The 24,683-nt window shown below is 65.4% G+C and carries 23 protein-coding genes and 1 pseudogene; 17 read left to right on the top strand and 7 right to left on the bottom strand.

Features of this window, described 5'->3' with window-relative positions; translation table 11 throughout:
* The first annotated feature begins 54 nt into the window (after window positions 1-54).
* Window positions 55-954 (top strand): polyphosphate kinase 2, encoded by a 900-nt coding sequence (ppk2, locus tag CUTER_RS09415; protein ID WP_047260207.1) that lies wholly within the window; start codon window positions 55-57, stop codon window positions 952-954.
* On the opposite strand, the gene CUTER_RS09410 is transcribed toward ppk2, so the two are convergent.
* Window positions 951-4,940, bottom strand: a complete 3,990-nt coding sequence (locus tag CUTER_RS09410; RefSeq protein WP_047260206.1) for a Pls/PosA family non-ribosomal peptide synthetase — start codon at window positions 4,938-4,940, stop codon at window positions 951-953. The two genes, ppk2 and CUTER_RS09410, sit on opposite strands and share 4 nt — an antisense overlap.
* 639 nt (window positions 4,941-5,579) lie before the next feature.
* Here CUTER_RS09410 and CUTER_RS11905 point away from each other — a divergent pair.
* A pseudogene (locus tag CUTER_RS11905) lies at window positions 5,580-5,763 on the top strand (hypothetical protein); the annotation flags it as partial.
* Window positions 5,764-5,771: 8 nt separating this feature from the next.
* Here the strand turns inward: CUTER_RS11905 and CUTER_RS09400 are convergent.
* Window positions 5,772-6,065 carry a rhodanese-like domain-containing protein gene (locus CUTER_RS09400; RefSeq protein ID WP_047260204.1) on the bottom strand — a complete coding sequence of 98 codons (294 nt, stop codon included), beginning with the start codon at window positions 6,063-6,065 and terminating at the stop codon, window positions 5,772-5,774.
* 103 nt (window positions 6,066-6,168) lie between these two features.
* Window positions 6,169-6,645 (bottom strand): inorganic diphosphatase, encoded by a 477-nt coding sequence (locus tag CUTER_RS09395; RefSeq protein WP_047260203.1) that lies wholly within the window; start codon window positions 6,643-6,645, stop codon window positions 6,169-6,171.
* Between the two features lie 114 nt (window positions 6,646-6,759).
* Between CUTER_RS09395 and dacB the strand changes: the two genes are divergently transcribed.
* The 14 genes from dacB (at window position 6,760) to lysS (ending at window position 19,755) form a co-directional block, all read left to right on the top strand.
* Complete coding sequence (gene dacB, locus CUTER_RS09390; RefSeq protein WP_047260202.1) at window positions 6,760-8,058, top strand: D-alanyl-D-alanine carboxypeptidase/D-alanyl-D-alanine endopeptidase; 1,299 nt, start codon at window positions 6,760-6,762, stop codon at window positions 8,056-8,058.
* Window positions 8,055-9,071 (top strand): tRNA lysidine(34) synthetase TilS, encoded by a 1,017-nt coding sequence (tilS, locus tag CUTER_RS09385; protein WP_047260201.1) that lies wholly within the window; start codon window positions 8,055-8,057, stop codon window positions 9,069-9,071. The genes dacB and tilS overlap by 4 nt, the downstream gene beginning before the upstream one ends.
* Before the next feature lie 4 nt (window positions 9,072-9,075).
* Window positions 9,076-9,660 (top strand): hypoxanthine phosphoribosyltransferase, encoded by a 585-nt coding sequence (gene hpt, locus CUTER_RS09380; RefSeq protein WP_047260200.1) that lies wholly within the window; start codon window positions 9,076-9,078, stop codon window positions 9,658-9,660.
* A gap of 104 nt (window positions 9,661-9,764) precedes the next feature.
* Window positions 9,765-12,266, top strand: a complete 2,502-nt coding sequence (gene ftsH / locus CUTER_RS09375) for an ATP-dependent zinc metalloprotease FtsH (protein ID WP_047260199.1) — start codon at window positions 9,765-9,767, stop codon at window positions 12,264-12,266.
* Window positions 12,253-12,828, top strand: coding sequence for a GTP cyclohydrolase I FolE (folE, locus tag CUTER_RS09370; protein ID WP_047260198.1), 576 nt, complete (start codon window positions 12,253-12,255; stop codon window positions 12,826-12,828). The genes ftsH and folE overlap by 14 nt, the downstream gene beginning before the upstream one ends.
* 18 nt (window positions 12,829-12,846) lie before the next feature.
* Window positions 12,847-13,713, top strand: a complete 867-nt coding sequence (gene folP, locus CUTER_RS09365; RefSeq protein ID WP_047260197.1) for a dihydropteroate synthase — start codon at window positions 12,847-12,849, stop codon at window positions 13,711-13,713.
* Window positions 13,706-14,089, top strand: coding sequence for a dihydroneopterin aldolase (folB, locus tag CUTER_RS09360; protein ID WP_047260196.1), 384 nt, complete (start codon window positions 13,706-13,708; stop codon window positions 14,087-14,089). The genes folP and folB overlap by 8 nt, the downstream gene beginning before the upstream one ends.
* Window positions 14,089-14,583, top strand: coding sequence for a 2-amino-4-hydroxy-6-hydroxymethyldihydropteridine diphosphokinase (gene folK, locus CUTER_RS09355; protein WP_047260195.1), 495 nt, complete (start codon window positions 14,089-14,091; stop codon window positions 14,581-14,583). Before folB ends, folK begins: the two co-directional genes overlap by 1 nt.
* Complete coding sequence (locus CUTER_RS09350; protein WP_047260194.1) at window positions 14,580-15,047, top strand: DUF3180 domain-containing protein; 468 nt, start codon at window positions 14,580-14,582, stop codon at window positions 15,045-15,047. The genes folK and CUTER_RS09350 overlap by 4 nt, the downstream gene beginning before the upstream one ends.
* 10 nt (window positions 15,048-15,057) lie before the next feature.
* On the top strand, window positions 15,058-16,119 hold the full coding sequence (locus CUTER_RS09345) for a DUF6779 domain-containing protein (RefSeq protein ID WP_047260193.1): 1,062 nt from the start codon (window positions 15,058-15,060) through the stop codon (window positions 16,117-16,119).
* Complete coding sequence (locus tag CUTER_RS09340) at window positions 16,119-16,718, top strand: 6PGD fold domain-containing protein (RefSeq protein WP_047260192.1); 600 nt, start codon at window positions 16,119-16,121, stop codon at window positions 16,716-16,718. Before CUTER_RS09345 ends, CUTER_RS09340 begins: the two co-directional genes overlap by 1 nt.
* Before the next feature lie 52 nt (window positions 16,719-16,770).
* Complete coding sequence (locus CUTER_RS09335) at window positions 16,771-17,589, top strand: pantoate--beta-alanine ligase (protein ID WP_047260191.1); 819 nt, start codon at window positions 16,771-16,773, stop codon at window positions 17,587-17,589.
* Window positions 17,590-17,744: 155 nt separating this feature from the next.
* Window positions 17,745-18,143 (top strand): hypothetical protein, encoded by a 399-nt coding sequence (locus tag CUTER_RS09330; RefSeq protein ID WP_047260190.1) that lies wholly within the window; start codon window positions 17,745-17,747, stop codon window positions 18,141-18,143.
* Between the two features lie 19 nt (window positions 18,144-18,162).
* Window positions 18,163-19,755: a lysine--tRNA ligase gene (lysS, locus tag CUTER_RS09325; RefSeq protein WP_407919165.1), complete on the top strand. Its 1,593-nt coding sequence runs from the start codon at window positions 18,163-18,165 to the stop codon at window positions 19,753-19,755.
* A gap of 12 nt (window positions 19,756-19,767) precedes the next feature.
* Here the strand turns inward: lysS and CUTER_RS11130 are convergent, their stop codons facing one another.
* The 4 genes from CUTER_RS11130 to CUTER_RS12085 are packed head-to-tail and all read right to left on the bottom strand — an operon-like array spanning window position 19,768 to window position 23,332.
* Complete coding sequence (locus CUTER_RS11130; protein ID WP_052844105.1) at window positions 19,768-20,388, bottom strand: helix-turn-helix transcriptional regulator; 621 nt, start codon at window positions 20,386-20,388, stop codon at window positions 19,768-19,770.
* Window positions 20,389-20,407: 19 nt separating this feature from the next.
* Entirely contained in the window at window positions 20,408-21,052 is a 645-nt protein-coding gene (locus CUTER_RS09315) for an ATP-binding cassette domain-containing protein (protein WP_047260188.1), read from the bottom strand.
* A gap of 2 nt (window positions 21,053-21,054) precedes the next feature.
* Window positions 21,055-23,034 carry a hypothetical protein gene (locus tag CUTER_RS09310; protein ID WP_047260187.1) on the bottom strand — a complete coding sequence of 660 codons (1,980 nt, stop codon included), beginning with the start codon at window positions 23,032-23,034 and terminating at the stop codon, window positions 21,055-21,057.
* 55 nt (window positions 23,035-23,089) lie between these two features.
* Window positions 23,090-23,332 (bottom strand): lactococcin 972 family bacteriocin, encoded by a 243-nt coding sequence (locus tag CUTER_RS12085; protein ID WP_082121350.1) that lies wholly within the window; start codon window positions 23,330-23,332, stop codon window positions 23,090-23,092.
* 383 nt (window positions 23,333-23,715) lie between these two features.
* Between CUTER_RS12085 and CUTER_RS09305 the strand changes: the two genes are divergently transcribed.
* Window positions 23,716-24,504 (top strand): alpha/beta fold hydrolase, encoded by a 789-nt coding sequence (locus tag CUTER_RS09305; protein ID WP_047260186.1) that lies wholly within the window; start codon window positions 23,716-23,718, stop codon window positions 24,502-24,504.
* Window positions 24,505-24,683: the final 179 nt, after the last annotated feature.

The raw sequence follows: 24,683 nt of genomic DNA, 5'->3' as shown, positions 1-24,683 counted from the left end.
TTGGGCGAAAAGTTGACCCGGACAGGTCACTGCTACGCGGGTAGAATGCTAGCTATGGCTGACAATCACGATGACGATATCCCCATGATCGACTTGGCTGCTACCGAGGGCTTCGTCGTCGACGATTCCGACGAGGATGACCCGGTTCTTCTGCAGCCCAACGGTAAGCCGGTAGAGACCTGGCGGGAGAAGTACCCCTACGACGAGCGGATGACCCGCAAGGAGTACGACCACATTAAGCGCCAGCTCCAGATCGAGCTGCTCAAGTGGCAGAACTGGACGAAGGACACCGGACAGCGCCACATCATCCTCTTCGAAGGCCGGGACGCCGCCGGCAAGGGCGGCACCATCAAGCGCTTCAACGAGCACCTCAATCCCCGCGGCGCCCGCACCGTCGCCCTGGAAAAGCCCAGCCCCCGGGAGTCCACCTCCTGGTACTTCCAGCGTTATATTTCCCACTTCCCGTCCGCCGGTGAGATCGTGTTCTTCGACCGCTCCTGGTACAACCGCTCCGGCGTGGAACGCGTCATGGGATTTTGTACGGAGTCCCAGCACGCGGAGTTCCTCCGGGAGGTGCCGATGCTGGAGAACATGATCCTCGGCTCGGGCATCAGCCTGACGAAGTTCTGGTTTTCCGTCACCCGGCACGAACAGCGCACCCGTTTCGCTATCCGCCAGGTAGACCCGGTTCGCCAGTGGAAGCTGTCCCCGATGGACCTGGCCTCGTTGGACAAGTGGGATGACTACACCCGCGCCAAGGAGGAGCAGTTCCGCTACACGGACACCGAGGAATCCCCGTGGATCACCATCAAGTCCAATGACAAGAAGCGCGCCCGCATCAACGCGATGCGCTACATCCTCAGCAAGTTCGAGTACACGAACAAGGACTACGACGTGGTGGGCGAGCCGGACCCGCTGCTGGTCAAGCGCGGGCGCGACGAGATCGACGACTAACCCACCACTGGTTCAATCGGGTTGCCCTGCCAGGCGGTGCCCGCCGGCACCCGGTCCCCGCGCATGACGAGCGATCCGGGGCCCACGCTGGCAGCCTGGCCGATCACGGACGCCGGCAGGGCGAAGGACTGCGCCCCGAGGGTGGCCCCAGCCTCGACGGTGACCTCGTCGAGGCTCATGACCCGGTCCTGGAAGAGGTGGGTTTGCACCACCGTGCCGGGGCCGACGGTGGCCCCGGGACCGATGCGCACCAGATCCGCCTCTGGTAACCAGTAGGTGTCCACCCACGCCCCGGCGCCGATGCGCGCACCCAGGCAGCGCAGCGCCACGTTGTGTTCGCCGGTGCCGATCGCGTGTTGGAAGAACCACGGCGCGGCCACCATCTCCACGAAGGTGTCTTGTACCTCGTTGAGCCACACGTAGCTGGAGAAAAGAGGGTGGTGTCCGGGGCGGTGCTGGCCGACGCACACCCATTTCGCCACGATCGCCTGCGCCACGGCGACGGCGCCGGCCGTCATGAACACCAGCCCGCCGCCCACACCGGCCAGGCCCACCCCGCCGGCGGAGTACAGCACCTGCAACCCCACGTAGGCCACCGCCGCGACGAGGGCGTTGCCCGCCACCGCGAGAAGCCGCATCGTCTCGATGGCGCTGCGGGCCAGCTTCAGCCGGAGGGTAGGCCGGTAGGTCTGGGCCTCGCCGGGGGCGTCGACGGCAACTCGCCGCATCCGCTCCGGCGGGGAGCCCCACCAGTTGGAGTTCGGCTTCGCCTTCTTCGGGGTGGAGGACTGCACCGCCACCAGGGAACGCTTGGCCAGTTTCCGCCCCGGCGCGGTGAGCGCAGAATTGCCGACGAAGGACCGCTTGCCAATCTTCGTCTCCCCGGTGCGCATCCACCCACCGCCGAGTTCATACCCGCCCACGGTGGTGTCGTCGGCGAGGAACGCGCCGTCGCGGATGTCGGTGAGGTGCGGGATCATCACCGCCGTGGAGATTTCCACATCCCGGCCCACCCGAGCCCCGAGGCAGCGCATCCACGCCGGCGTGAGAAGGCTGGCGTAGAGCGGAAAGAGAGCAGAGCGGGCATCATCCATGAGCCGGGTGATGGTCCACAGCTGCCACCCACGCCGGGAACGCACAGGGGCCACCCCGGGGTGCAGGCCGACGCTCATCGCGCGCACCCCCACGAAGGTGGTGAGCGCGTGAACCGCGAAGGCGACCAGCCCGCCGACCGGCGCGAAGAGCAACACCCCGGCGTACAGCGACGACGAGGTGTCAGCCCCGTCGACGGCGCCGACAAGCCCCACCACGGCCGCCACCCCGGCGCCAGCGGCGACCAGGGGCTGAGCCGCCAGAAGCAGCGACGTCAGGCCGTAGATCCACACCCAGTGCGGGCGCCGCGCCGGGTGATGCTCCGGGAAGCGGTGCTTGGAACGGCCCACCTTCTTCGCCGGGGAACCGGACCACCGTGCGCCGGGTTTCACCGGTGTGCCCCCAGTGACGGTGGATCCGGCCTCGACGTGCGCGCTGGCGCCAATGACTGTGCCGGGCAGCAGCGTCGACCGGGCGCCAACGCGCGCGTTGGCCCCAATTAAAATCCGGCCGACGCGCACCACGTCGCCGTCGATCCAGTACCCACGCAGGTCCACCTCCGGCTCGACGGCGGCATGGTTGCCCAGTGACAGCAATCCGGTCACCGGCGGCAAGGAGTGCAGGTCCACGCCCTTACCCACCGACACCCCGAGCAAACGGGCGTAGTTGTTCACCCACGTGGCCCCGGCGATCTCCCGCGAGCGGGTGACGTCCGCCCACCGCTCCGCCGCCCACAGCCGCAGGTGGACGCGGCCCCCGCGCGGGTACTCGCCCGGGGAAATACCGCGGGTAATGAGGCGAGCGCCCAGCGCGCCGAGCGGCACCTGACCTGCCGGAGTACCGGCGACGATAATGATCGCCGTCACGAGCCACCACGGCGCCGGCATTGCCCAGCTCGCGCCCATGAGCCCGGCGATGTTATTGAGCATCAGCAGCCACCCCAGCGGGGCAACGGCGTAGACACTCATGAACACCACTTGCAGCAGAGATTGGACCACCCGAGTTCTGCCCGGGACCCGGGCCACGCGCCGGGGCGGCTGCGCGCGTCGGCGCCCCCGGTCCGTGCGGGCCCCGGTAGCAGCAGCGATGTCCTCCAGCCGGTGCGCCAGCGCGCCGAGGCGAGGATGGTCGTAAAGGTCACGCACCGCGGCCGTCGGCACACGGGAGCGAATCGCGCCAATGAGCACCGCCGCGGACAACGAGGAGCCGCCGAGGGAAAAGAAGTCGGCGTCGGGCCCGTCGACGCTCACGCCTAAGGTCGCTACCCACAGCCCGGCTAGCCACGCCTCGGTGTCGCTGAGCTGTGCTTCCTCTGCGACGCCGACGTCGGGCAGCGGCCACGGCAGGGCGTCCTTGTCCACCTTCCCCGACGTGCGCACGGGCAGCTCGTCGAGCACACAGATCCGGGGAACGAGCGCCGCCGGCATCGACTCGGCGAGACGCGCGTGCGCGGCGTCATGGTCAAACCCGCTCGCGGCGTCGGTCAGCGATACGTACCCGACCAGCACCTTCTGGTTACCCCCGGTGGTCTGCACCGCGACCGCCGAATTGTAAACGTTATCCAGCGCGGCGACGGCCGCCTCCACCTCCCCGAGCTCAATGCGCCGGCCGCCGATCTTCACCTGGTCGTCGATCCTGCCCACGAAGTACAAGCCCTCGATCTCCAAGCGGACGTGGTCCCCGGTACGATACGCCCGCGACCAGCCGAGCGCTGGCGCGGGTGCGTACTTCTCGGCGTCCTTCACCGGGTCCAGGTACCGAGCCAAGCCCACCCCGCCGATGATGAGCTCTCCGATCTCACCGACGCCGACCTGCTTGCCATCGGCGTCCACCACCGCGAGATCCCAACCAGGCAGCGGCAGGCCGATACCGACCTCCATGCCGGGGTACAGCCGCCCCGCAGACGCGACGACGGTCGCCTCTGTGGGGCCGTAGGTGTTCCACATCTCCCGATCGCTCGTGGCCAGGCGATCGACGAGCTCCTGGCTGCACGCCTCCCCGCCGACGATGAGCAGGCGAATATTGTCCAGCGCCTCCGCCGGCCACAGCCCAGCCAGCGTCGGGACCGTAGACACGACGGTGATATCCCGCCGGATCAACCACGGGCCCAAGTCCATGCCCGAGCGCACCAGGCTGCGCGGCGCCGGAACCAGGCACGCGCCGTGGCGCCAAGCCAGCCACATCTCCTCGCAACTGGCGTCGAAAGCGACGGACAAGCCCGCCAGCACCCGGTCCTCCGGGCCGAGGGGGTGATCCCGGAGAAAGAGCCCCGCCTCGGCGTCGACGAACGCCGCCGCGCTGCGATGGGTCACCGCCACGCCCTTCGGCGTGCCCGTCGAACCGGAGGTGAAGATAATCCACGCGTCGTCCTCGGGGGAGGGGCCGTCAAGCTGGTCGTCCTCGGTGAGAGGAGTGGGCTCCGCGGAGGGGTAGCGGCGAAGGGCTTGCAGACCGTCGTCGGTGCACAGGGCGTCGATGCTGGCCTCGGAGAAGACCAACTCGGCACGCTCCTCGGGATCATCGGCGTCCACCGGCACGTAGGCCGCACCGGCGGCCAAGGTTGTGAGAATCGCCAGATACAGCTCCTTGTGCCCACTCTGCATCCGGATACCCACCCGGTCGCCAGGGCGAACTCCGGCGGCGCGCCAACGCCTGGCTTCCTCGGTGATGTGGTCGAGGAGCTCGGCATAGGTAATAACGGAGCCATCGTCGATGGCCGCCGCACCGGGGAAGCGGTGGGCGGTGGCGGTGAGGATGTCGATGAGCGTGCGCGGATCGGGTGCGTCTTCGCCGGCGGCGAACTGCGGCGGGACCTCGTGGGTAACGACGGAGTCTGCGGCCGCCTCGCCGCCGGCTTCGAGGCCGGGAGGCGTAGGCGGAGTGCGGCTATCCATGCTCACGCATTGTAGGCAGGTGCAGAGGCGGTGGGCTGTGTGGGGCCGCGGCATCACTCCCGCAAGATTTTCATTAGGAAGGACCAGGGATGAAGGCTCGGTCAGTGGCTACGGCTCGGCGGGCAAAGACGCGATAGTCGTGAAAACTATGTAGGAACAGGCAAGAAAAACGACGACATTGCCTATGGCAATCCACCAAGGGATCTCGGGAAATGCTACGAGTTCAACAATCGCGCTCACCAGGCAGAGAAAAGCGATGTTAGACCCTAGAGAAATGAGAAGTATCTTGCGTCCTAGGCTCATGATGAATCACCCTTTCCTCCTACTGGGGACACTGGTCGGCGGCTGTGATGATCGATCCCACCGGTCTAGTTTCAAGCTAAGAGGGGAGTGGGTCGCGGTCAAGTAAAAGAGTAAAATCTGACCCGGCCGGGTCACTTTTATGTGATCTGAATCATAATCTAAGACGGTGTAGAAGTCTCGAGGGTGTGCCAGGTCAAGGATGGTTTTCTTGTATTGAAGTCCGCACGACAATGAGGAGTTGTCCTGGGTGATCGTGCTGTGGTGGCCTGAAAGGTGCATCAGCGCCTGGTGGGGTGTACGGAGACTCGGCGCAGGGATGACATCACGGCGTACCTCGATCATCCAGGCTCGTCGAACGCGCCGATGGAGGCGATCAAGAGCACACCTCGAGCACCTGCGTTGTATCGCGATGGGGCTGAGATACCTCACCCACCACATAGCCAGGTCCCTAGTGGAGGCGGGAGGGTTCAGACCCCTGCTTCACCTCCACAACCTCGGAGTGCTCAGCGCCCCAGCCTGAGCGAGTGCCTAGCCGGTCGGCAAGCCAGCGGCGAGCCACCCATCGGTGCCACCGTCAACGTTGATGAGGTTGGCTCGACCAGCGGACTGCTCCAGGTATTCGCCGGCCTTCGCGGAACGCCCACCAGCCTTGCAGATGAGGTAGACGTCGCCGTCGGCGGGAACCTCGTCCGCACGCTCCGGGAGAGTGCTCAAGGGAATGTTGATGGCGCCGGCGGCGTGGGCCTCGGCGTACTCGTCGGGTTCGCGGACATCGATGAGGACAGCGTCGGAAGGAACGTCATGAACGGTTACGTGTTTCATGCCGCCCCAGGCTACCGATTCCTCTCTCCTCGTACCCCGGAGTTGGGGTGCGAGGGCTAAAGCCGCCGTGCGGCAGGACAACCCGCCGCACGGAAAAGGAAGGCTAGCCCTGGTAGCGCTCGATGGCTTCGGCGAGGATCTTCTCGGCCTCGGCCTTGTCGCCCCAGCCGGAGCCGGTGACTTCCTTGTTGGGCTCCAGGTCCTTGTAGTGGACGAAGAAGTGCTCGATCTCGTCCTTGACGAAGTCGGAGACATCGGTGATGTCCTGGTAGCCCTCGTAGCGAACGTCGTCGATGACGCAGAGCAGCTTGTCGTCGCCGCCGGCCTCGTCGGTCATCTTGAACACGCCGATCGGGCGGGCGCCGACGACCACGCCGGGGAAGACGGACTCAGGCAGGATGACGAGCGCGTCGAGCGGGTCGCCGTCTTCGCCGAGGGTGTGATCGATGTAGCCGTAGTCCGCCGGGTAGGCCATCGGGGTGAAGAGGTAGCGGTCCAGGTGGACCTTGCCGGTCTCGTGGTCGACCTCGTACTTGTTGCGCGAGCCCTTGGGGATCTCGATAGTGACTTCAACCTTCATGGCGGTGTCTTGCTCCTTAAACAACAGTGAGACAAAAGAATCACCTCACATCCTACCCGGGCTGCCGCGCCCGTCGGACGGTTCAGCCCGCGAAGGCACTAGGCTTACTCGACGATGAAAGCTGGAAAGAAAATCGTGGCCGGCGCCTCCGCGGTGCTTGCCGTGGCGGTGGCCGGGGTAGCGGCCGTCGGTGTGTATGCCCAGGCTCGGTACGGCAATCTCAGCCACGCCGCGCCCTATGTTGTCGCCATGCCGGAGACGGTGGCCATGCCCTCCGGTTTCGGCACCACCCAGGTGGATCGGGCGATGCTGGCGCAGCGCCTGAGCGAGTTGGCGGCTGCCCCGGCGTTGGGCGACTTGCACGGCGTCGTGGTGGATGCCGGCACGGGTGATGTCATCTGGCAGCAGCAGTCGGACCAGCCGTTGACTCCAGCAAGTGCGACGAAGCTGCTCACGGCGGCGGCCGCCATCCTAACCCTTGACCCGACGTCGACGGTGACGACTGACGTCGTGCGCGGCGACGTTGCGGGAAGCGTCGTCATCAAGGCCGCCGGCGACGTGTGGCTGGACGACGCTCAGCTCGATGCCCTCGCCGCCGAGGTCGCGGAGGCCACCGGTAACGAACCCATCGACACCGTGTTGATCGACACCTCGGTGTGGCAGGGCCCGGAGCAGCTCGAAGGCTGGGATCCGGGCAACGTCGACGGCGGTTACGTCGCCCCTTTGCAGCCGGCGATGATGAACGGCGGCCGCCTCGGCGCCGCGACGGGCGACGTTCCGCGCAGCCACACCCCGGCCCTCGACGTCGCGCAGGCCCTGGCCACTCGCCTCGGCGCGGTCAACGTGGGTACCGGTCCCGCCCCGGCCGGCGCGGAGGTGCTCGGCACCACCGAGTCCGAGCCGCTGGCCATCCGTATGCAGGACATGCTGCGCTGGTCCGACAATGTGGCGGCTGAGGCCATCGGCCGCGAGGTCGCCCTCGCTCGTGGCGCCGCACCCACGGGCCAGGGTGCGGCCGATACCACCCTGGCTGTCCTCGCCGAGGCTGGGTTGCCCACCGCGTCGGTGACCACCTATGACAGCTCCGGGCTCAGTGAAGGCAATCTCATCACCCCGGACCTGTTGGCCGGGATCGTCACCGCCGCCACTAGTGGTGACGAGCTGCGGCCGCTGGTGGGGATGCTTCCCGTGGCCCACGGCGTCGGCACGCTGCAGGACCGCTACGAGCAGCTGCCCGGGCGAGGCTACGTTCGCGCGAAGACGGGCACGCTGACCGGCACGAACGCACTCGTCGGAACCGTCATCGGGGAGTCCGGCCAGGTGTACAACTTTGCGCTGTTGTCCAATGGCTCCGCGATTGACGCGGGTCGAGGCGCCCTCGACGTCTTCGCTTCCGAGCTGCGGGCCTGGTGACCTCCTCGCTGCTGCGGGTGGCCTACCCTCGCCGGAGCCCTCACTTCCTCGCCTGTCGACGGGCGGTTCGCCCGCTGGCCCAGGCCCACCCGGAGGTTGTCGTCGGCCTCTCCGGCGGTGCTGACTCGCTCGCGCTGACCGCCGCACTGTTGGCTGAGCATTCCCAAGTGTTCGCGGTGATCGTCGACCATCAGCTGCAGCCCGGTTCGGCCGAGGTGGCCCGCCAGGCCGCACGAACCGCCCGGCAACTCGGCGCCGAGGCGACGGTGGTGGCCGTGGACATTCCGCGGACCGCGGAAGGGATGGAAGCCGCCGCCCGAAAGGTCCGCTACCAGGTGTTGTGGGAGCACGCCCGGGCTCGGGGTGTGCCGCTCGCCGTCGCCCACACCATGGAGGATCAGGCGGAAACGCTGCTGCTCAGCGCGCTGCGCGGCCGGGCCACCGGGATGGCGGCGAAGCCCTTCGCGGCCGCCGACGACGCCTGCTGCCTGCACCGGCCGCTGTTGGGCGTGCGCCGAGCAGACACCGTCGGGGCGTGTCTGGAACTCGGGATCAGCTACTGGCAGGACCCCCACAATGGCAACCCCGCCTTCCGTCGCGTGCGCCTGCGCCAGGACACGATCCCGCACCTCGGGGAGGTGGTGGGCGGGGACGCGGTGGAGCCGTTGGCGCGCGCCGCGAGCCTGGCGGCGGCCGACGACGCCCTACTCAACCAGCTCGCCGGCGCCCCCACTGATGATTGTGCGACCCTTGCCGCCCAGCCGGAGCCGCTGCGGCGTCGTCGGCTGGTGGCGTGGCTGCGTCAGCAGGGCCTGGCGGTCACCGCGCCGGTACTTGACGGGGTGGATCGGCTGGTCGTTGACTACCACGGACAAGGCGGTGTGGCCGCCGGAGGCGTCGTCGACGCGGCTGGGCGTAGGCGGTTGGAAGTCCGGCGAATTGGTGGCAGACTTACAGTGATTCGCCAGGATCAGTACATGCTGGATCAGAATTCAAGGGAAGGGCTTCGCTAGCACTATGCACGACCACAAGGACTATAACGTTCCGCCGAATCGTTACGGCGACGACATCGAAGCCATCATTATTAATGAGGAGCAGCTGCGCGCCCGCATCCAGGAGATGGCGGACAAGGTCTCGGACATGTACCGCGACGAGCCCGAGGACCTGCTGCTCGTGTGCGTCCTCAAGGGCGCGGTGCTCTTCCTCACTGACTTTGCTCGCAGCCTGAGCATCCCTTCCCAGATCGAGTTCATGGCGGTGTCCTCCTACGGCAACGCGACGTCCTCCTCGGGCGTGGTCCGCATCCTCAAGGACCTGGACCGGGACATCGAGGGCAAGAATGTTCTCATCGTCGAGGACATCATCGACTCCGGCCTCACCCTGAGCTGGTTGATCAAGAACCTCTCCGGGCGTCACCCGAAGTCCCTCAACGTGGTCACCTTGCTGCGTAAGCCTGAGGTGCAGACCGCGCACGTGGAGCTGCTCGACGTCGGCTTCGACATTCCCAACGAGTTCGTCATCGGCTACGGGCTGGACTACGCGGAGCGCTACCGCGACCTTCCTTACGTGGGTCTGCTGCACCCGCGCGTCTACTCCGAATAGGCGCTACGATCCCGGCGGGGCGCAACCAGCCCCCGCTTCTGACACAGGTGCTTGACGCGCTCTAGACTGGGCTGAATTAGCCTCGGTTTAATCGGAAAGAGCGAATGAAGAACAAGCGAATCCTGCAACTCGGCGTGCTCGCGGCCATCATGCTGGTCTCCCTCTTCGTCATCTCCTCGTTGACGGACCCCACCCGCGGTTTCCAGCGGGTGGAGACGTCGGTGGCCTTGGAGCAGCTGGAGCGAAACAACGTCGACAAGGCACAGATCGACGATCGTGAACAGCAGCTTCGCCTTGAGCTGCGCGAGCCTATCACGGTGGACAAGCGTGAGGGTGTCGAGGAGATCATCACCCAGTACCCGGCGCGGGCTACCCCGCAGGTGTTCGACGCGGTCGCCGCCTCGGATGCGTCGACTTTCGCCACGAACGTGACTAAGGATTCCTTCCTGTTGTCCATGGTCAGCTTCTTGCTGCCCATGCTGGTGTTGTTTGGCCTGCTGTTCTTCCTCATGTCCCGGATGCAGTCCGGCGCCGGCGGCATGTTCGGCATCGGCGGTAATAAGGCAAAGCAGCTGACGAAGGACATGCCGACCAATACCTTCGCGGATGTCGCCGGCGCCGACGAGGCCGTCGACGAGCTCCAAGAGGTCGTCGACTTCCTCCAGGACGGTTCCCGCTACGAGAAGCTGGGTGCGAAGATTCCCCGCGGCGTTCTGCTCTACGGCCCTCCCGGCACCGGTAAGACGCTGCTGGCGCGCGCGGTGGCGGGCGAGGCCGGGGTCGCCTTCTATACCATTTCCGGCTCCGATTTCGTGGAGATGTTCGTCGGCGTTGGTGCCTCCCGGGTGCGCGATCTGTTCAAACAGGCGCGGGAAAACTCCCCGTGCATCATCTTCATTGACGAGATCGACGCCGTCGGCCGGCAGCGCGGCTCCGGCATGGGCGGCGGGCACGACGAACGCGAGCAGACCCTCAACCAGCTCCTCGTTGAGATGGACGGCTTCGGTGATCGGGAAGGCGTCATCCTCATCGCCGCCACGAACCGCCCGGACATCCTCGACCCGGCGCTGCTGCGGCCGGGCCGGTTTGACCGGCAGATCCCGGTCACGAACCCGGATTTGAAGGGCCGGCAGGAGATCCTCAAGATCCACGCCGCGGGCAAGCCCATGGGGCCCGACGCTGACCTCGACGCCCTCGCTAAGCGCACCGCCGGCATGTCTGGCGCGGACCTGGCCAACGTGGTCAATGAGGCGGCGCTGCTCACCGCCCGCATCGGCGGCAACATCATCACCGCCGACGCCCTCGAGGAAGCCACCGACCGCGTGATCGGCGGTCCGCGGCGCTCCTCCAAGATCATTTCCGAGGATGAAAAGCGCGTCACTGCGTACCACGAGGGCGGCCACACGCTGGCGGCGTGGGCGCTCAAGGACATTGAGCGCGTGTACAAGGTGACGATTCTCGCCCGGGGGCGCACCGGCGGGCACGCCATGACGGCCCAGGAAGACGACAAGGGCATGTACAACCTTTCCGAGCTGTACGCCCGCCTCGTGTTCGCCATGGGCGGCCGCTCGGCGGAGGAGGTGGTCTTCGGCATGCCGACGACGGGTGCGTCCGCCGACATCGAGCAAGCCACCAAGATCGCCCGCGCCATGGTCACTGAGTACGGCATGGCCCCGTCGATCGGCGCGGTGAAGTACGGGCGCGAAGACGGCGATCCCTTCGCCATGACCGGTGGGGGCGGATCCTTGGACTACTCCCCGGAGATTGCCCACCGCATCGACGAACAGGTGGCCTACCTGCTGGATTCGGCGCACCGCCGGGCTTATGACATCCTCAGCCGCTACCGGGATCACCTCGACGCGCTGGCGTCGAAGCTGCTGGAGAAGGAGACCCTGCGCCGTCCTGACCTAGAGGCGCTGTTCGACGACATCGACCCCGAACCCGTGGGCGACATCTTCCCCACCGAGCCCACCCGCTTCCCGCGGCAGCTGGGTCGGGAACCGGTGAAGACCCCGGTGGAGCTGGCGATCGAGCGCGGCGAAGAGCCGCCAAAGCGCTTTAGCCTGTTGGAGGCCTCCCGGGCGGCGCGGGCGAAGCGGCAGGAAGAGAAAGCGGCGGCCGAGGCGAACCAGGCGTTGAGCCGGGGCCGGCACCACCGCCCGGATGAAGGCAGCGCCGGCCAGGCTACGGAGAACCTGCAGATCCCTCGCTACGAAGGGACCCCACCGCCGGCGAATTGGACGGTGCCGGGCTGGCCTCCGGTTAAGCGGGACGACGCTACGTCGTCGGCGAACCCCTACGCCCAGCCGACGCAGCCCGAGGCGCAGCCCGGAGCCCAGCCAGCCGAGCCGCCCTCGCAGCCGCCTGTGCACACGCCTACGCAGGCACCCGCGCAACCTCCGAGCGAGCCCACCAGCCGGGAGCACCCCGGGATGAAGAACTACACCGTCGGCGATGAGACGCTCGTCGGCTTCCAGCTCCCGGACCACGAGAAGCCGGATCACGCCGAGAGCCCCGCGCCGTCGCAGGACGAGACCACGGAAATGCCGCGGACGGGGATGCCCGAGTTCACCGCAGGCGAGGAGGACCGCCATGGCCGACACTAACTTCGATCACGCCCGCGCCGAGGCCGCGGTGCGAGAACTCCTCCTCGCCGTGGGGGAGGACCCGGATCGAGAGGGTCTTCGGGAAACCCCCGCGCGGGTGGCTCGCGCCTTCGCCGAGAACCTGCAGGGGCTACGCACCGACCCGACATCCGTGCTGGAAAAGACCTTCAGCGAGGACCATCAGGAACTGGTCCTCGTCAAGGACATCCCCATCTACTCGATGTGCGAACATCACCTCCTGCCCTTCTTCGGCCACGCCCACATCGGGTACATCCCCAATAAGGAGGGCCAGGTGACGGGCCTGTCGAAGCTGGCCCGCCTGGCCGACCTCTACGCGCGGCGCCCCCAAGTCCAGGAGCGGCTGACCTCCCAGATCGCCGACGCGTTGGTGGAGAAGCTGCGGGCGCAGTCGGTCATCGTCGTCATCGAGTGTGAGCACCTGTGCATGGGGATGCGCGGCATCCGCAAGCCGGGCGCCGTGACGGTCACCTCCGCGGTACGTGGCGGTTTCAAAACGTCCGCCGCGTCCCGCGCGGAGGCCCTCAGCCTCATTCGCAGCTAGCTGTACAAGGAGAACGCAATGCAAGGCGCAGATCTCATCCTCCCGGGCCGGTGCCGGGTCATGGGCATTGTCAATGTCACCGAGGATTCCTTCTCCGACGGCGGGAAGTTCCTGGCGTTCGACGACGCCATTGCCCACGCCCACGAGCTCGTGGCTCAGGGCGCGGACATCATCGACGTCGGTGCGGAATCGACCCGCCCCGGGGCCACTCGCGTTCCCCCAGAGGTGGAGGCCGAACGGGCGGCTACCGTCATTCGTGAGCTGCACTCCGCGGGCATTGCCACCTCGGTGGACACCATGCGCGCCGCGACGGCCGCCGCGTGCGTTGAGGCGGGCGTGGATCTTATCAACGACGTCTCGGGCGGCCTGGCCGATCCGGACATGTTCCGGGTCATGGCGGATTCGGACGCTCTCGTGTGTCTCATGCACTGGCGCACGGTGGCCGGCGCGGACTTCGCCGAAGCCTCCGGCCGGGCCGACCATGGCGGGGACGTCGTCGCGGACGTTAAAAAGGTCCTCGGGGAGCTGGCGGCGGCTGCCATCGACGCCGGTGTGCGAGCGGACAACATCACCGTTGACCCGGGACTCGGTTTCGCCAAGTCCCACGAGGACAATTGGGCGCTCCTGGGCGCGCTGGGCGAGTTCATCGACGGCGACTACCCGGTGCTGGTGGGAGCCTCGCGGAAACGTTTCCTCACCGGGGTGCGCGCCGATCGAGGACTGCCGGCCTCCCCGACGCTGGCCGACGCCGCCACGCTGGCGGTGTCGGCACTGTCGGCGCGGCTCGGGGCGTGGGCGGTGCGGGTGCACGACGTCGCCGGTTCCCGTGACGCGGTGGACGTGGCGGAAGCGTGGCGCGCGGCGGAGGAGGCGCGCCGTGGCTGACCGGATCGAGCTTCGCGGGATCCGCGCCTTCGGCCACCACGGGGTGCTTGACCACGAGACCGAGCACGGCCAGGCGTTCAGCATCGACGTGACGGCCTGGCTCAACGCGGCGCCGGCGGCGGCCGACGATGACCTGAGCAAAACCGTCAACTACGCGGAGCTCGCCCAGCTTGCCTACGACGAGGTCACCGGGACGCCGCGCCGGCTCATTGAGACGGTGGCTGCCCGCATCGCCGACCAAACCCTCGAACGCTACCCGGCCGTGCACGCCGTGGAGGTCACCATCCACAAGCCGCACGCGCCGATACCGCTGGTGTTCGACGACGTGGCCGTCGTCGCCCGGCGCTCGCGCACGACCCGCCCCGGGAGGCCGTGATGCGCGCCGTGCTCTCCATTGGGTCAAACTTGGAGGACTCCGCCGCCCACCTCGCCCGGGTGGAGGAGGACTTCGCAGCGGAGCTCGTCGTCGCCTCGGGCATGTTTGCCACCCCGGCCTGGGGCAACACCAACCAACCGGATTTCCTCAACGCCATCCTCATCGTGGAGGTGACTGACACCCCGCTGCAGCTGCTGCGACGCGCGCAGCGCCTGGAACAGGAGGCGGGGCGACGACGCCTCGTGCACTGGGGGCCGCGCACCCTCGACGTGGACATCGTGGCCTTATGCGATGACGCCGGGGCGGAGATCACGGTGGACACCCCCGAATTGTCCGTCCCGCATCCCTTCGCCCACGAACGAGCCTTCGTGCTGGTGCCCTGGCTGGCGGCGGACGAGGCGGCCACGTTGGGCGGGCGCCGCGTCGCCGACCTGGTGGCTGCCCTACCGGAGGATGAGGTGGCGGCGATCCGACGGGTAGCGGGGTTGCCATGATCCGCACCCCTATCGCCGGCCTCGTGGTCGTCTACGCGTTCATCGCGGCGGCGGTGGGCATCGTCACCTGCTTCTTTTATTCCTATTTCCCGCCCCTTCCGGCCATCGGTCCGGTCACGTTGTGGGCGCTGGTGGCGATGTGCGTGGGGCTGCGGGCGCTGGTGCGCCGTAACCTCGACGAGGGGCGCATCGGCCTTGATCGCAGCCAGCTTAATCCGCTCACCGTCGCGCGGATCCTCGTCGTGGGGCAGGCGTCGGCGTGGACTGGCGCGATCATGGGCGGCGGCTACGCGGGGGTAGCCACCTTCGTGGTCCCGCACGCTGGTCAGTTAGTGACCGCCCAGGCCGAGCTGCCCGTTGTCCTCGCCGGTGCGCTCGGGGGCGCGGTGCTGGCCGCCGCCGGGGTGGCGGTGGAGAAATCTTGTGAGACGCCTCCGCCTGGCAGCGGTGAGACTATTAGCTAAAGTAGAGGGTATGACTGTCACACCTGGATCGGAATCCCAGTTTTCGGAGTCGGATAACGTCCCGGAATCGAGGGAACGTGACTCTAGCCAGGTCGTTATCTTCGTGCTCGTCGTTGTCGCGGTCGCAGGCAGCGTGGTCATGCTCCTGGTCAACAGCGCCACCGCGTTGAAGGTCGCGCTCATCGCCGCGCTGTGGGCGGTGCTGCTCAGTGCCTTCCTCATCTACCGGTACCGGAGCCAAAACATTTCCCAGCGTGAGGAGATGGAGCTGCGGGAGGAGCTGCACCTCGCCGAGCTAGAGCGCGTCGCCCAGGCCAATGGGACCACCATCCAGCGTGACTCTTCCCGCAGCGAGAAGCTGGCCGAGCACAATACGGAACTCCTTGAGCAGCTGCGGGAGGAGATCCGCTCGCTGCGGTCCAAGCTGGAGGAATACACCGGCCGGCCCTACGAATACGAGCCCGACGCTATTCGCGCCACCGCGCAGCGTGTGATGGAAGTCGAGAGCTCCTCGGCCACCAACGCCCGCGACGTGACAGAGGAGATCGCCATCGTCCGGGAGCCGGAGCCCGCCCCGCGGCGGACTCAGCCGGCACCGCCGCGAGTTGAGCGGCCCCAGCCGTCGTATTTCCGTCCGGAGCCGAAGCCCGAGCCGATCCCGGAACCGGAACCGACCCCGGTGAGCGCTGCGTACTCGCACTGGGCGCCGCGTGAGGATCCCGTGGTCACCGTCGCCGACGAACCGGTGGAGGAGCCACTGTACCGCGGTTCGCACCGCCGTCCCAACGGCGCCCCCACCCCCGACGCCATTGCCGGGCGCTTCGGCCGCTCCTCGGCACCGACGGCCAATCCGCTGTCCCAGCTCATTAGCGAGAGCAGCGACCGTTGGCAGTTCCCGTCGGAGCCCGAGACCCGTCGGGCACCGGAACCCCGCCGGGAACCGAAGCCGGAGCCCCGTCGGGAGCCGGAGCCGGCGGAGGACGTGCGACACAGCGGCCGGCGTCGCCTGGATCAGCACGGCAGTGGCCTCACGGTCGCGGAGTTGCTCGCCAACATGAAGAATCAGCGCTAGTGCAGCGCCCCATATTAAGGGTCGCGGTGCTTGGCGCCCGGCCCGCTCCTGAGTCTTTCCCGGCCTTGCTCGCTAGGGCTGGCCATCATGTCACGCACGTGGCGGATGCGGCGCAGGCGGCGGAGGCGGACCTCATCCTTCTCGACGTGGAGGAGGACGCCTTCGACGCCGCCGTCCACGCCGTGGCCGAGGTGGTGCACCCCGGCCACATTGTCGCTCACCTTCTGCCCTCCCGGGGCGTGCAGGAACTCGATGCGGTCGAGGTTGCCGGCGCCGTGGTGATCTCGTTATGGCAGTTGTCCGACGAGGTGTGGGCGGGAGAGGCCCTCGACGAGCTGGGGGACACCATCCTCGGCTTGCTGGTCAGCGACGCCCACGGCCGGCTCATTCGCCTTGACTCCAGCCGGCGACGCACGCTGCGCGCCGCGTTGGACTACGTCGCCGCTGTGGAGGCGCTTCGCCGTGACGCCGTGGCGATGTTGAGCCAGGTTCTCGGCGATGACACACTCGCCGCGGAGGTCAGCCGGGAACGCGGGGCGCTCATCGACGACGCCCGCGCGGCCGCCGCCATCGCTGCGGTGCGCCACAGCTTGAGCTAAGTCGGGGTGGTGCGCGGCGACGGCATGCCTGCATCGGGCACAATGGTTGACCATGAGTTTCGAGTTTGGCGCCGCGACGGTAATCGACGACCTGGCACGGATGAGGATGCTGGGGTCGGCCATGCGCAAGACCGGCCGTCCGGTGGTGCTCGTGCCCTTGGGCAGGGGGCTGCATGCCGGTCACATCGCCTTGATCCGGGCGGCCCGGATGCTGCCTCGCGCGGTGGTCGTGGTGGCTTGGCAAGGCGACGACATCCCGGCGGCGCTGGCCGACGAGCACGTCGACGTCGTCTGGCCGGTGCGCGATGAGGACTTGTGGCCTTCCGGCGCCCCGACGCTCAGCGTGCGTTGGGAGGGCGGTCTGGAGCCGGCCGGCGTCGTTGAGGCCGAAGTCACCCGGGGCCTCGCACTCATGGGGGTGCTCAGGCCTAGCGACGTCATCGTGGGCGAGAAAGATTTTGAGGTGGCGGCGGCGCTGAGGCGAGCCATCGCCGATTTGCACATGGGGGTGGAAGTGCACGGGGTGCCGACCGTGCGGATGCCCGACGGGGTGGCGATCTCCCTGCGCAACGCGGACGTGGACCCGAGCGCGCGAACCGATGCCACCGTGATATCCGCGGCGTTGACGGCCGGGGCCTTCGCCGCAGAACACGGGCCCGCGGCGGTGCTCAAGACGGCGTCGGAGGTGCTGGCTGCGGGCGGGATCACCCCGGATTACCTTGAGCTGCGGGGACTGGGCTTCGGCCCGGCCCCTGAGGTGGGCGACGCACGGCTTGTGGTGGCGGCCACCGTGGGTGGGGTCCGGCTCATCGATAATGTGGGCGTTCCCCTCGGTATCGGTTTCCACAACCTTGGCGACGACGCCACTTAGGCCCGGTCGTGAACACTTCATATGCGGCACACCCGATTAGTCCAGCTGATGCTCAGACTTCCGCAGCTAGGCTATGCTGAATTGAACTCAGCGACCGCCGCCGGCCAAAGGAGTGCCGCGCGGCCCGAGAAAACACCAGGGAGGAGGCTAAACAGATGAATGACTATGACAATGACGATGACTTCGTCCCGAATCGCTTTATCATTGACGAGACGGAATTTCCACCGCCTCCGAAGCACGACAGGTTACCCACGCGCGACGAATTGCCCATTCCCAAGGACAATGTCACCGACGTACACATCTATCGGTTGCCCGGCGGCCGCTATGGGTATTCCTACGTGGCGCATCCGCCGCCGCTGTCGACCACTATCGTCGACGGGCGTGCCACCCTCATCGCCTGTGGGGCCGCCACCATCATCATCGGCCTCATCATCCTGGTGACGCTCTTCCATGAGGAGATCGCGTCCTGGGACCTGCCGATCTCCACGGGGACCTCCACTCCGGAGGACCCGAAAGCTACGCCGCCGGCCGGGATCCTCATCCCGTGGGACTAATGCACTAACCTAGTCAGGCGTGAGCCAGCAGAATATTTCAGTGCAGAACAGCCAAGGCCCCCAGGTCTCCGAGCAGGGCAGGATCCGCCGCGATAAGCGTGAAAAGCTGCTCGCCGAGGGCCACGACCCGTACCCGGTGGTCGTTGACCGCACGACGAGCCTCAAGGCTCTGCGCGCCGGCTACGTGGTAGTTGCCGACGGCTCCGAGGAGGCCGCCGCTTCCCGTGCAGAGGGCGTGACCTACCTGGCCCCCGGCGAGGAAACCGAGGTCGAGGTGGCCGTCGCCGGGCGAATCATGTTCCAGCGCAACACCGGAAAGCTGTGCTTCGCCACCCTGCAGGAGGGCGACGGTACCCAGTTGCAGGTCATGCTTTCCCTGGCCGAAGTGGGCGCAGATGCCCTCGCCGGTTGGAAGGCAGACACCGACCTCGGCGACATCGTCTCCGTGCGCGGACGCATCATCGCGTCCCGCCGCGGTGAGCTGTCGGTTCAGGCGCGCAGCTGGCACATGGTGTCCAAGGCGCTGCGGCCGCTGCCCGTTGCCTTCGCGGACATGAGTGAGGACCAGCGCGTGCGTCACCGCTACACCGACCTCATCATGCGCGAGGCGGCCCGCACCAACGCCATGACGCGGATCAAGGTGATGCGGGCGCTGCGTGATTACCTGCACGGCGAGGGTTTTGTGGAAATCGAGACCCCGATGCTCCAGACCCTGCACGGTGGGGCCGCAGCCCGACCGTTTGTTACCCACTCCAACGCGTTGGATATTGACCTCTACCTGCGCATCGCGCCCGAGCTGTACCTCAAGCGGGCCGTCGTCGGCGGGCTGGAGCGTGTCTTTGAGGTCAACCGCAACTTCCGCAACGAAGGCGTGGACTCGACCCATTCCCCGGAGTTCTCCATGCTGGAGACCTACCAGGCCTGGGGCACGTACGAGGACGGCGCCCGCACGATCCAAGAGCTGGTCCAGTCCGTCGCGCAGGCCGTGTTCGGCTCGACGACGGTCACGCTGGCCGACGGCACCGAGTACGACCTCGGCGGGCAATGGCAGGTCATCGAGATGTACCCGTCCCTCAACGAGGCCCTGGCTCGGAAGTTCCCCGGCCAGCCCGAGGTTACGGTCGATTCCACCGTCGAAGAGCTCAAGGCTATTGCCGACGCCATCGGCCTCGACGTCCCGACTAAGGGCGGTTGGGGCCACGGCAAGCTCGTGGAGGAGATCTGGGAACTGCTGTGCGAGGACCAGCTCTACGGCCCGATCTTTGTCAAGAACTTCCCCGTGGAGACCTCGCCGCTAACTCGGCAGCATCGCGACCAACCCGGCGTGACCGAGAAGTGGGACCTTTACGTCCGCGGGTTCGAGCTCGCCACGGGCTACTCGGAGCTGGTGGACCCGGTCATCCAGCGCGAGCGCTTCGAGGACCAAGCACGGCTAGCCGCTGGCGGCGACGACGAGGCCATGGTCCTCGACGAGGACTTCCTCACCGCCATGGAGCAGGGCATGCCACCGACAGCGGGTTGCGGCATGGGCATCGACCGGTTGCTCATGGCTCTCACCGGGCTGGGTATCCGGGAGACCGTGCTGTTTCCGATGGTGAAGCCAGAAGCCTGATTCTCGGCGGGTCTAGGAGGAGAACCAGCGGGCGATGAGCTCTCCCCTGGAGGAGCAGTCGTAGTGGTGCAGCACATGCGAGGTGTACTTCCTAGCGGATGCCTCACTCAAGCTCAGCTCGTTAGCGATTTCCCGGTTGCTAAGACCTTTTAACACGAGCCTGAGGACGCGCTGGACCGACGGGCTGAGCCCGGTGGTATCGAGCCTCACGGGAGCTGCCGGGAGCCTGAGCAGCTCCCCGGTGATGCGGCGGGCTACGTCGGGGGAGATGTACATGCCGCCGTTGTGGGCGCATCGAAGGGCGTGGGGGAGATGGTCTAAGTCTTCCCAGGACACCACGCCGTCAATCCCGGCTCGTACGCCCAGCGCTGCAGTGTGGCAGTCATTTACTTGTTCGCGCACCACGACAACGCATAGTGCAAGCTCGGAAGGCTTGTCGGGGAAGGCTTCGAGGGCTGCGAAAATGAACTCGGCGTCCGTCACCAGGATGGGCTGCACTTCCCGCTGACATGCGGCCATGGCCTGCGTGGGTGAGGAGGCCTGAGAAATCACTACTGAGGTCTTTGAGTGACCCAAGGCGTCAACAATCAGGTTTCGGGCCTTCTCGGTGGCTGCCGCAACGACTACCGACACTTGCTTAGTGTGGTTTTCCTTACTGGCCACGGGTGATGCTCCACGTGCCGTCTTCGAGGTGGAGACGATCGTCCGCCGCGGCGGTGACCTCGGGAGAGTGGGTTGCAACAACGACCGTGGAACCGTGGTCAGCCAAGTCTCTCAAGGATTGAATAACCATGATGGAATTGTCTTCGTCCAAGGCGCCGGTGGGCTCATCGGCGAGGATGACCGTGGGTTTTTTCAGGACAAGGCGGGCCAAGGCGACGCGCTGCTGCTCGCCACCGGAGAGCTCATACACGAACCTTCGCGAATAACCTGGCAGGCCGACGTGCTCGAGTGCTTCTTCTAGCTGGTCCCGGGTCGCCTTCGGGACGGCAAGCCGCAGGTTGTATTCAACGCGACGGTCGGGCACTAGAGCGTAGTCCTGGAAAAGAAACCCGAGGGTGTCCCGGCGGTACAGCCTTAGCCGACGGCGGCTAGCATCGCTCACCGAGAAACCGTCGACGGTGATGGCACCCGAAGTGAGAGATTCGAGTCCCCCTATGCAATTAAGCAGAGTGGATTTTCCGGAACCGGAGGCTCCGGTCAGGGCAGTAACCCGGCCGGATCTAAAGTGGGTGGAGACGTCCTCCCACAGGGTCCGATCCCCGTATTTCCTGGTGGCATCTTCGATTTTTATCATTTCTAACTTCGCTGACCTTTGCTCCAGACTAAGTGGTATACTATAGGGATGCAGGCTGAAATGGTAGTGAGCGTCAAAATAGTAATTATCGTAGCGTGAAATCCGTTCGCTAAGCCTGGGTAGCTAAGTAGGGTAGGAGAATTAAATGATTTCAGGGCAATTCTATTGTCTACCGCCTTTATAATCCAGATGCTGGACAAGATAACGAATGTAGCCTCCATAGCCACTAGCCCAAGCCGCAATCGCCAAGGGTTGACGCCTAAGAGGTGTCCCACCTCGAGCCGACGGCGATGAACTTGGTAGTAGGACAGCGAGAGCGCTACGGCTAGAATAAGCCACAATCCAATGGTGACAATAAAGATAAAAGTAAACAACATAGCCTGTGTGGTGTATACCTTTGATTGCGCAAGCCAGAGATCGGAGATTCTGCCGGTTTCCAACACCGTCTCTTCCGCCGGGGGATTAGCGGAAAGGAAGCGTTGGAAGGCCGTCTTATCTTTGAAAAGGATTTGATGGCCCGACACGAACGATGAAAGATCATAATCGCTATGGAGTGGTAGGCCGATCGGGTGGACTATGATGATCGGAGAGTCGATCATGACGGGAATATCGGTAAAATAACTGAAAGCCTGGTAGGGGTTGGAGTACTTGACTAGTTCTATTTTTAAATCCGATACGCCTTCCTTATCTGCTTGTTTACGTAGGTAGACGTGTTCTTGTTTGACGCGTTCTCGGGTTTTTTCTGTGGCCCCTTCTGGCATGGCTAGCAGGACGGTCGAAGAGTTGGCATTGCTCTTAATTAACTCGGGTGGACCTTCATTGATGAGCCATTCCCTGTTGACTTCCATGGTGGCCGGGATGTCTGGATCCGAATTGATACCGACGCTGGATAGGATTAAATCCCCGCGGAGGTCCGCCTCGCTCAGCCCAGGTGCAAGAGCGTCAATATCGCGGCCGTTGCCCACCGAGGCGTATATTGGATCACTGTGGGCCAGCCATCGGGGCATGTCTTCTCGGATGGCCAGGGCGGCAGTGGTATTGGAAACAAACATCGGAACAGTGAGGATCAATAAACCAAAGCTGAGTACTCGGAGAGCTGCGACACTATCCACGAGAAGCCTTGTTGGCGCCTTGCCTCGGACAGCGCCGACGATGCCCGGGGTGCGAGCTATTTGATATCCCAGAAGGTATCCGAGTGTGGTAGCGCAAATTCCGGAAAACATGACCGTGGCGTAGGTTATGAAGAAGAATCGGCAGTTTGCCAATTGGTTGTAAGAGTATAGTGCTGCGAGGGCGATTACAGTGGGGATCAATGCGGCGCACGCTAGTTGCACGGGGCGCTGGCTGAGGTCTCCTATCGCGTATTTGAGAAAAGTGTGTCCGAAAAGCCTGCTCACTCCCACAGTATTTGTTTGGGTAACGGTGTGGATGAGGCTTAAGAAGAAGGCCGCGAGAATGATGAGGGTAAACGTTGGGGCGACCGGACCAATTAGCAGAATGGGGAGTAGTTGGTCCGTCATTGGTTCTATGGTGTGCCCGTGACGAGTTGCAATCTCCGTGAGTGTTTGTCGCGATTCGCTGTTGGATATGCTTCGCCCTGGATCAACGTTGTAGACGAACCGGATCTCGCCGTCTGGAATGTCTAGCAGTGGGTGAAAGGTCAGGACCTTCCCTCGTTCGAAGGATTTAGTTGTCCAGACCTGCTCGACGGAAGTTGAGAAGAAGTGGCGTTCATGCCTGGGGGTGTCGATAGCTAGTCTCTCGACGGTGATAGAGCCTCCAGTGCTGTCTGCGTAATCATCTAGCTGCTTGAGGAAATGCGTGTCTGAAGTTCGAGACTCTCCGGCGATGACGACGAAGGAGAAACCGCCGACCTGACCATAATTTTCTTCTGCTAATAATGCAAAAAAGAATGCGGTGATAGGTGCAATGGTGAAGATTATGGTAGCGGCAAGCGTCAGGAGCGGCCGGTGTAATTTCATGGAAATACCTTTCGCAGTCTGACGCTGCCGGATAGGATAGGGACGACCCAGACGGTTAGCAGTGGCGATAGAAGGACTGGTTGTTGCGGACGTTGCGGGGCGCTCTGGCGTAGGAAGTTGATCCGGGTTTGACGCAACCGCTGCGAACCGTCCTCAACCCCACTGCGGTTGAGCCGTGGTCTACGCGGTCGTGGCTGTAGTTGGACCAGACCTGGACGGCGTTGACGCCATGGTCCCAGGCGCCGCCACCGGCGTTTTCGACAATTGCGGCGGCGACTGCGGTGGATGAAAGGGCGATGACGAGGCTCGGACTAGCGAAGGTGTGCGCATGACGGGTTCCTCTCGGAGGGAGTGGAGCTCACAGGGCCGAGCGTATGACGGGATCCGATAGGTAAACAATATCCATTTGTGACCTTTCTGCTTGGTGGTCCCTCGCTCCACCCCCGCCACTAACCCCGCCTGTGAAAACCGCCGCCCTCGCTGATAGCTACACACGGCGCGGGTTCGTGGGTCATGCCAAATTTTCGGCGTAGGGTGGGCATCGCCGCAGGCTCTCGGGTCCGCCACTGCCCCGGCGGTTTCTCGCCCGCCGAAGGCGGCCCTGGCCCATCAGCCCTGCTGGCTAACTGTCATCCCCGCGTCACGGTAGAGCGTGGCGCGCCCTAGAAAGGGAGCATCGTCATGACCGTTTTGAACTCTCTGTACTGCCCGGCTCGCATCCAGGATGCCAGCACACGAAGCGTCGTTCTCATCGGCTCTTTGGGCGCGAACGTCAGTATGTGGACGCCGCAACTGGATGCCCTGAGCGAGCGTTTCCACGTCCTCGCTGTCGACCACTGGGGTCACGGCGGCCAGGGCTACGGGGTGTCGCCGCTGCCTTCCGATACCTCCCCGTCGATCGCGGCCTTTGCCGACGACGTGCTGGAGACGGCGAGCGCCAACGGTATCGATAGCTTCGCCGTCGTCGGCCTGTCCCTGGGCGGTACCGTCGCACAGTACCTCGCGGCTACCTCCGCGAGGGTAGAAAAGGCCGTGTTCATCAGCACCTCTGACAATTTCGGTGGTCCCGATAGCTGGCTGAAGAAGGCCGCCGACGTGCGGGCAAAAGGTACCGGGAGTCTCGCGGAGGCCACCGCCAAGCGCTGGTTCTCCGCCGGCTTCGGAGCCACTCACCCGGCTTTCATGAATGGCATCCGAGTAATGGTCGCCGAAACGCCCGACGAGGGCTACGCCGCCTGCTGCGAGGCGCTCGGGGAGTGGAACTTCACCGACCAGCTAGGCCAAGTCACGTGCGACGTGCTCACCATCGCCGGGGACGAGGACGCGGGAACGTCTCCGGATGTGCTGGCGAGGATTGCCGCGCACGTCGGCGGAAACGTCCGCTCCGAGGTCATCTCTCCGGCCGCGCACTTGCTCAACATGGAGCATCCGCAGCGGGTCAATCAGCTGCTGCTGGAGTTTTTAGCCTAGGACCATGCGGCGGCGCGGCGCTGCGGGGCTGTGAAGCTGAAGCCCTCGCCGCCTATGTCGGCAGCGCGTCGGGCCGTCGGCGTCGCCTAGGGGTGTTCGCTGCCAGCGTACAGTTCCTTGACCTGCAGGGTTGTTCAAATTCTGGCACCCGAAGGCAGTGGGTGCAAATAAGTTGTGGC

The organism is Corynebacterium uterequi (genome assembly GCF_001021065.1).
GTDB classification, from domain to species: Bacteria; Actinomycetota; Actinomycetes; order Mycobacteriales; family Mycobacteriaceae; genus Corynebacterium; species Corynebacterium uterequi.
This window is presented reverse-complemented; position numbering and strand designations above follow the sequence as displayed.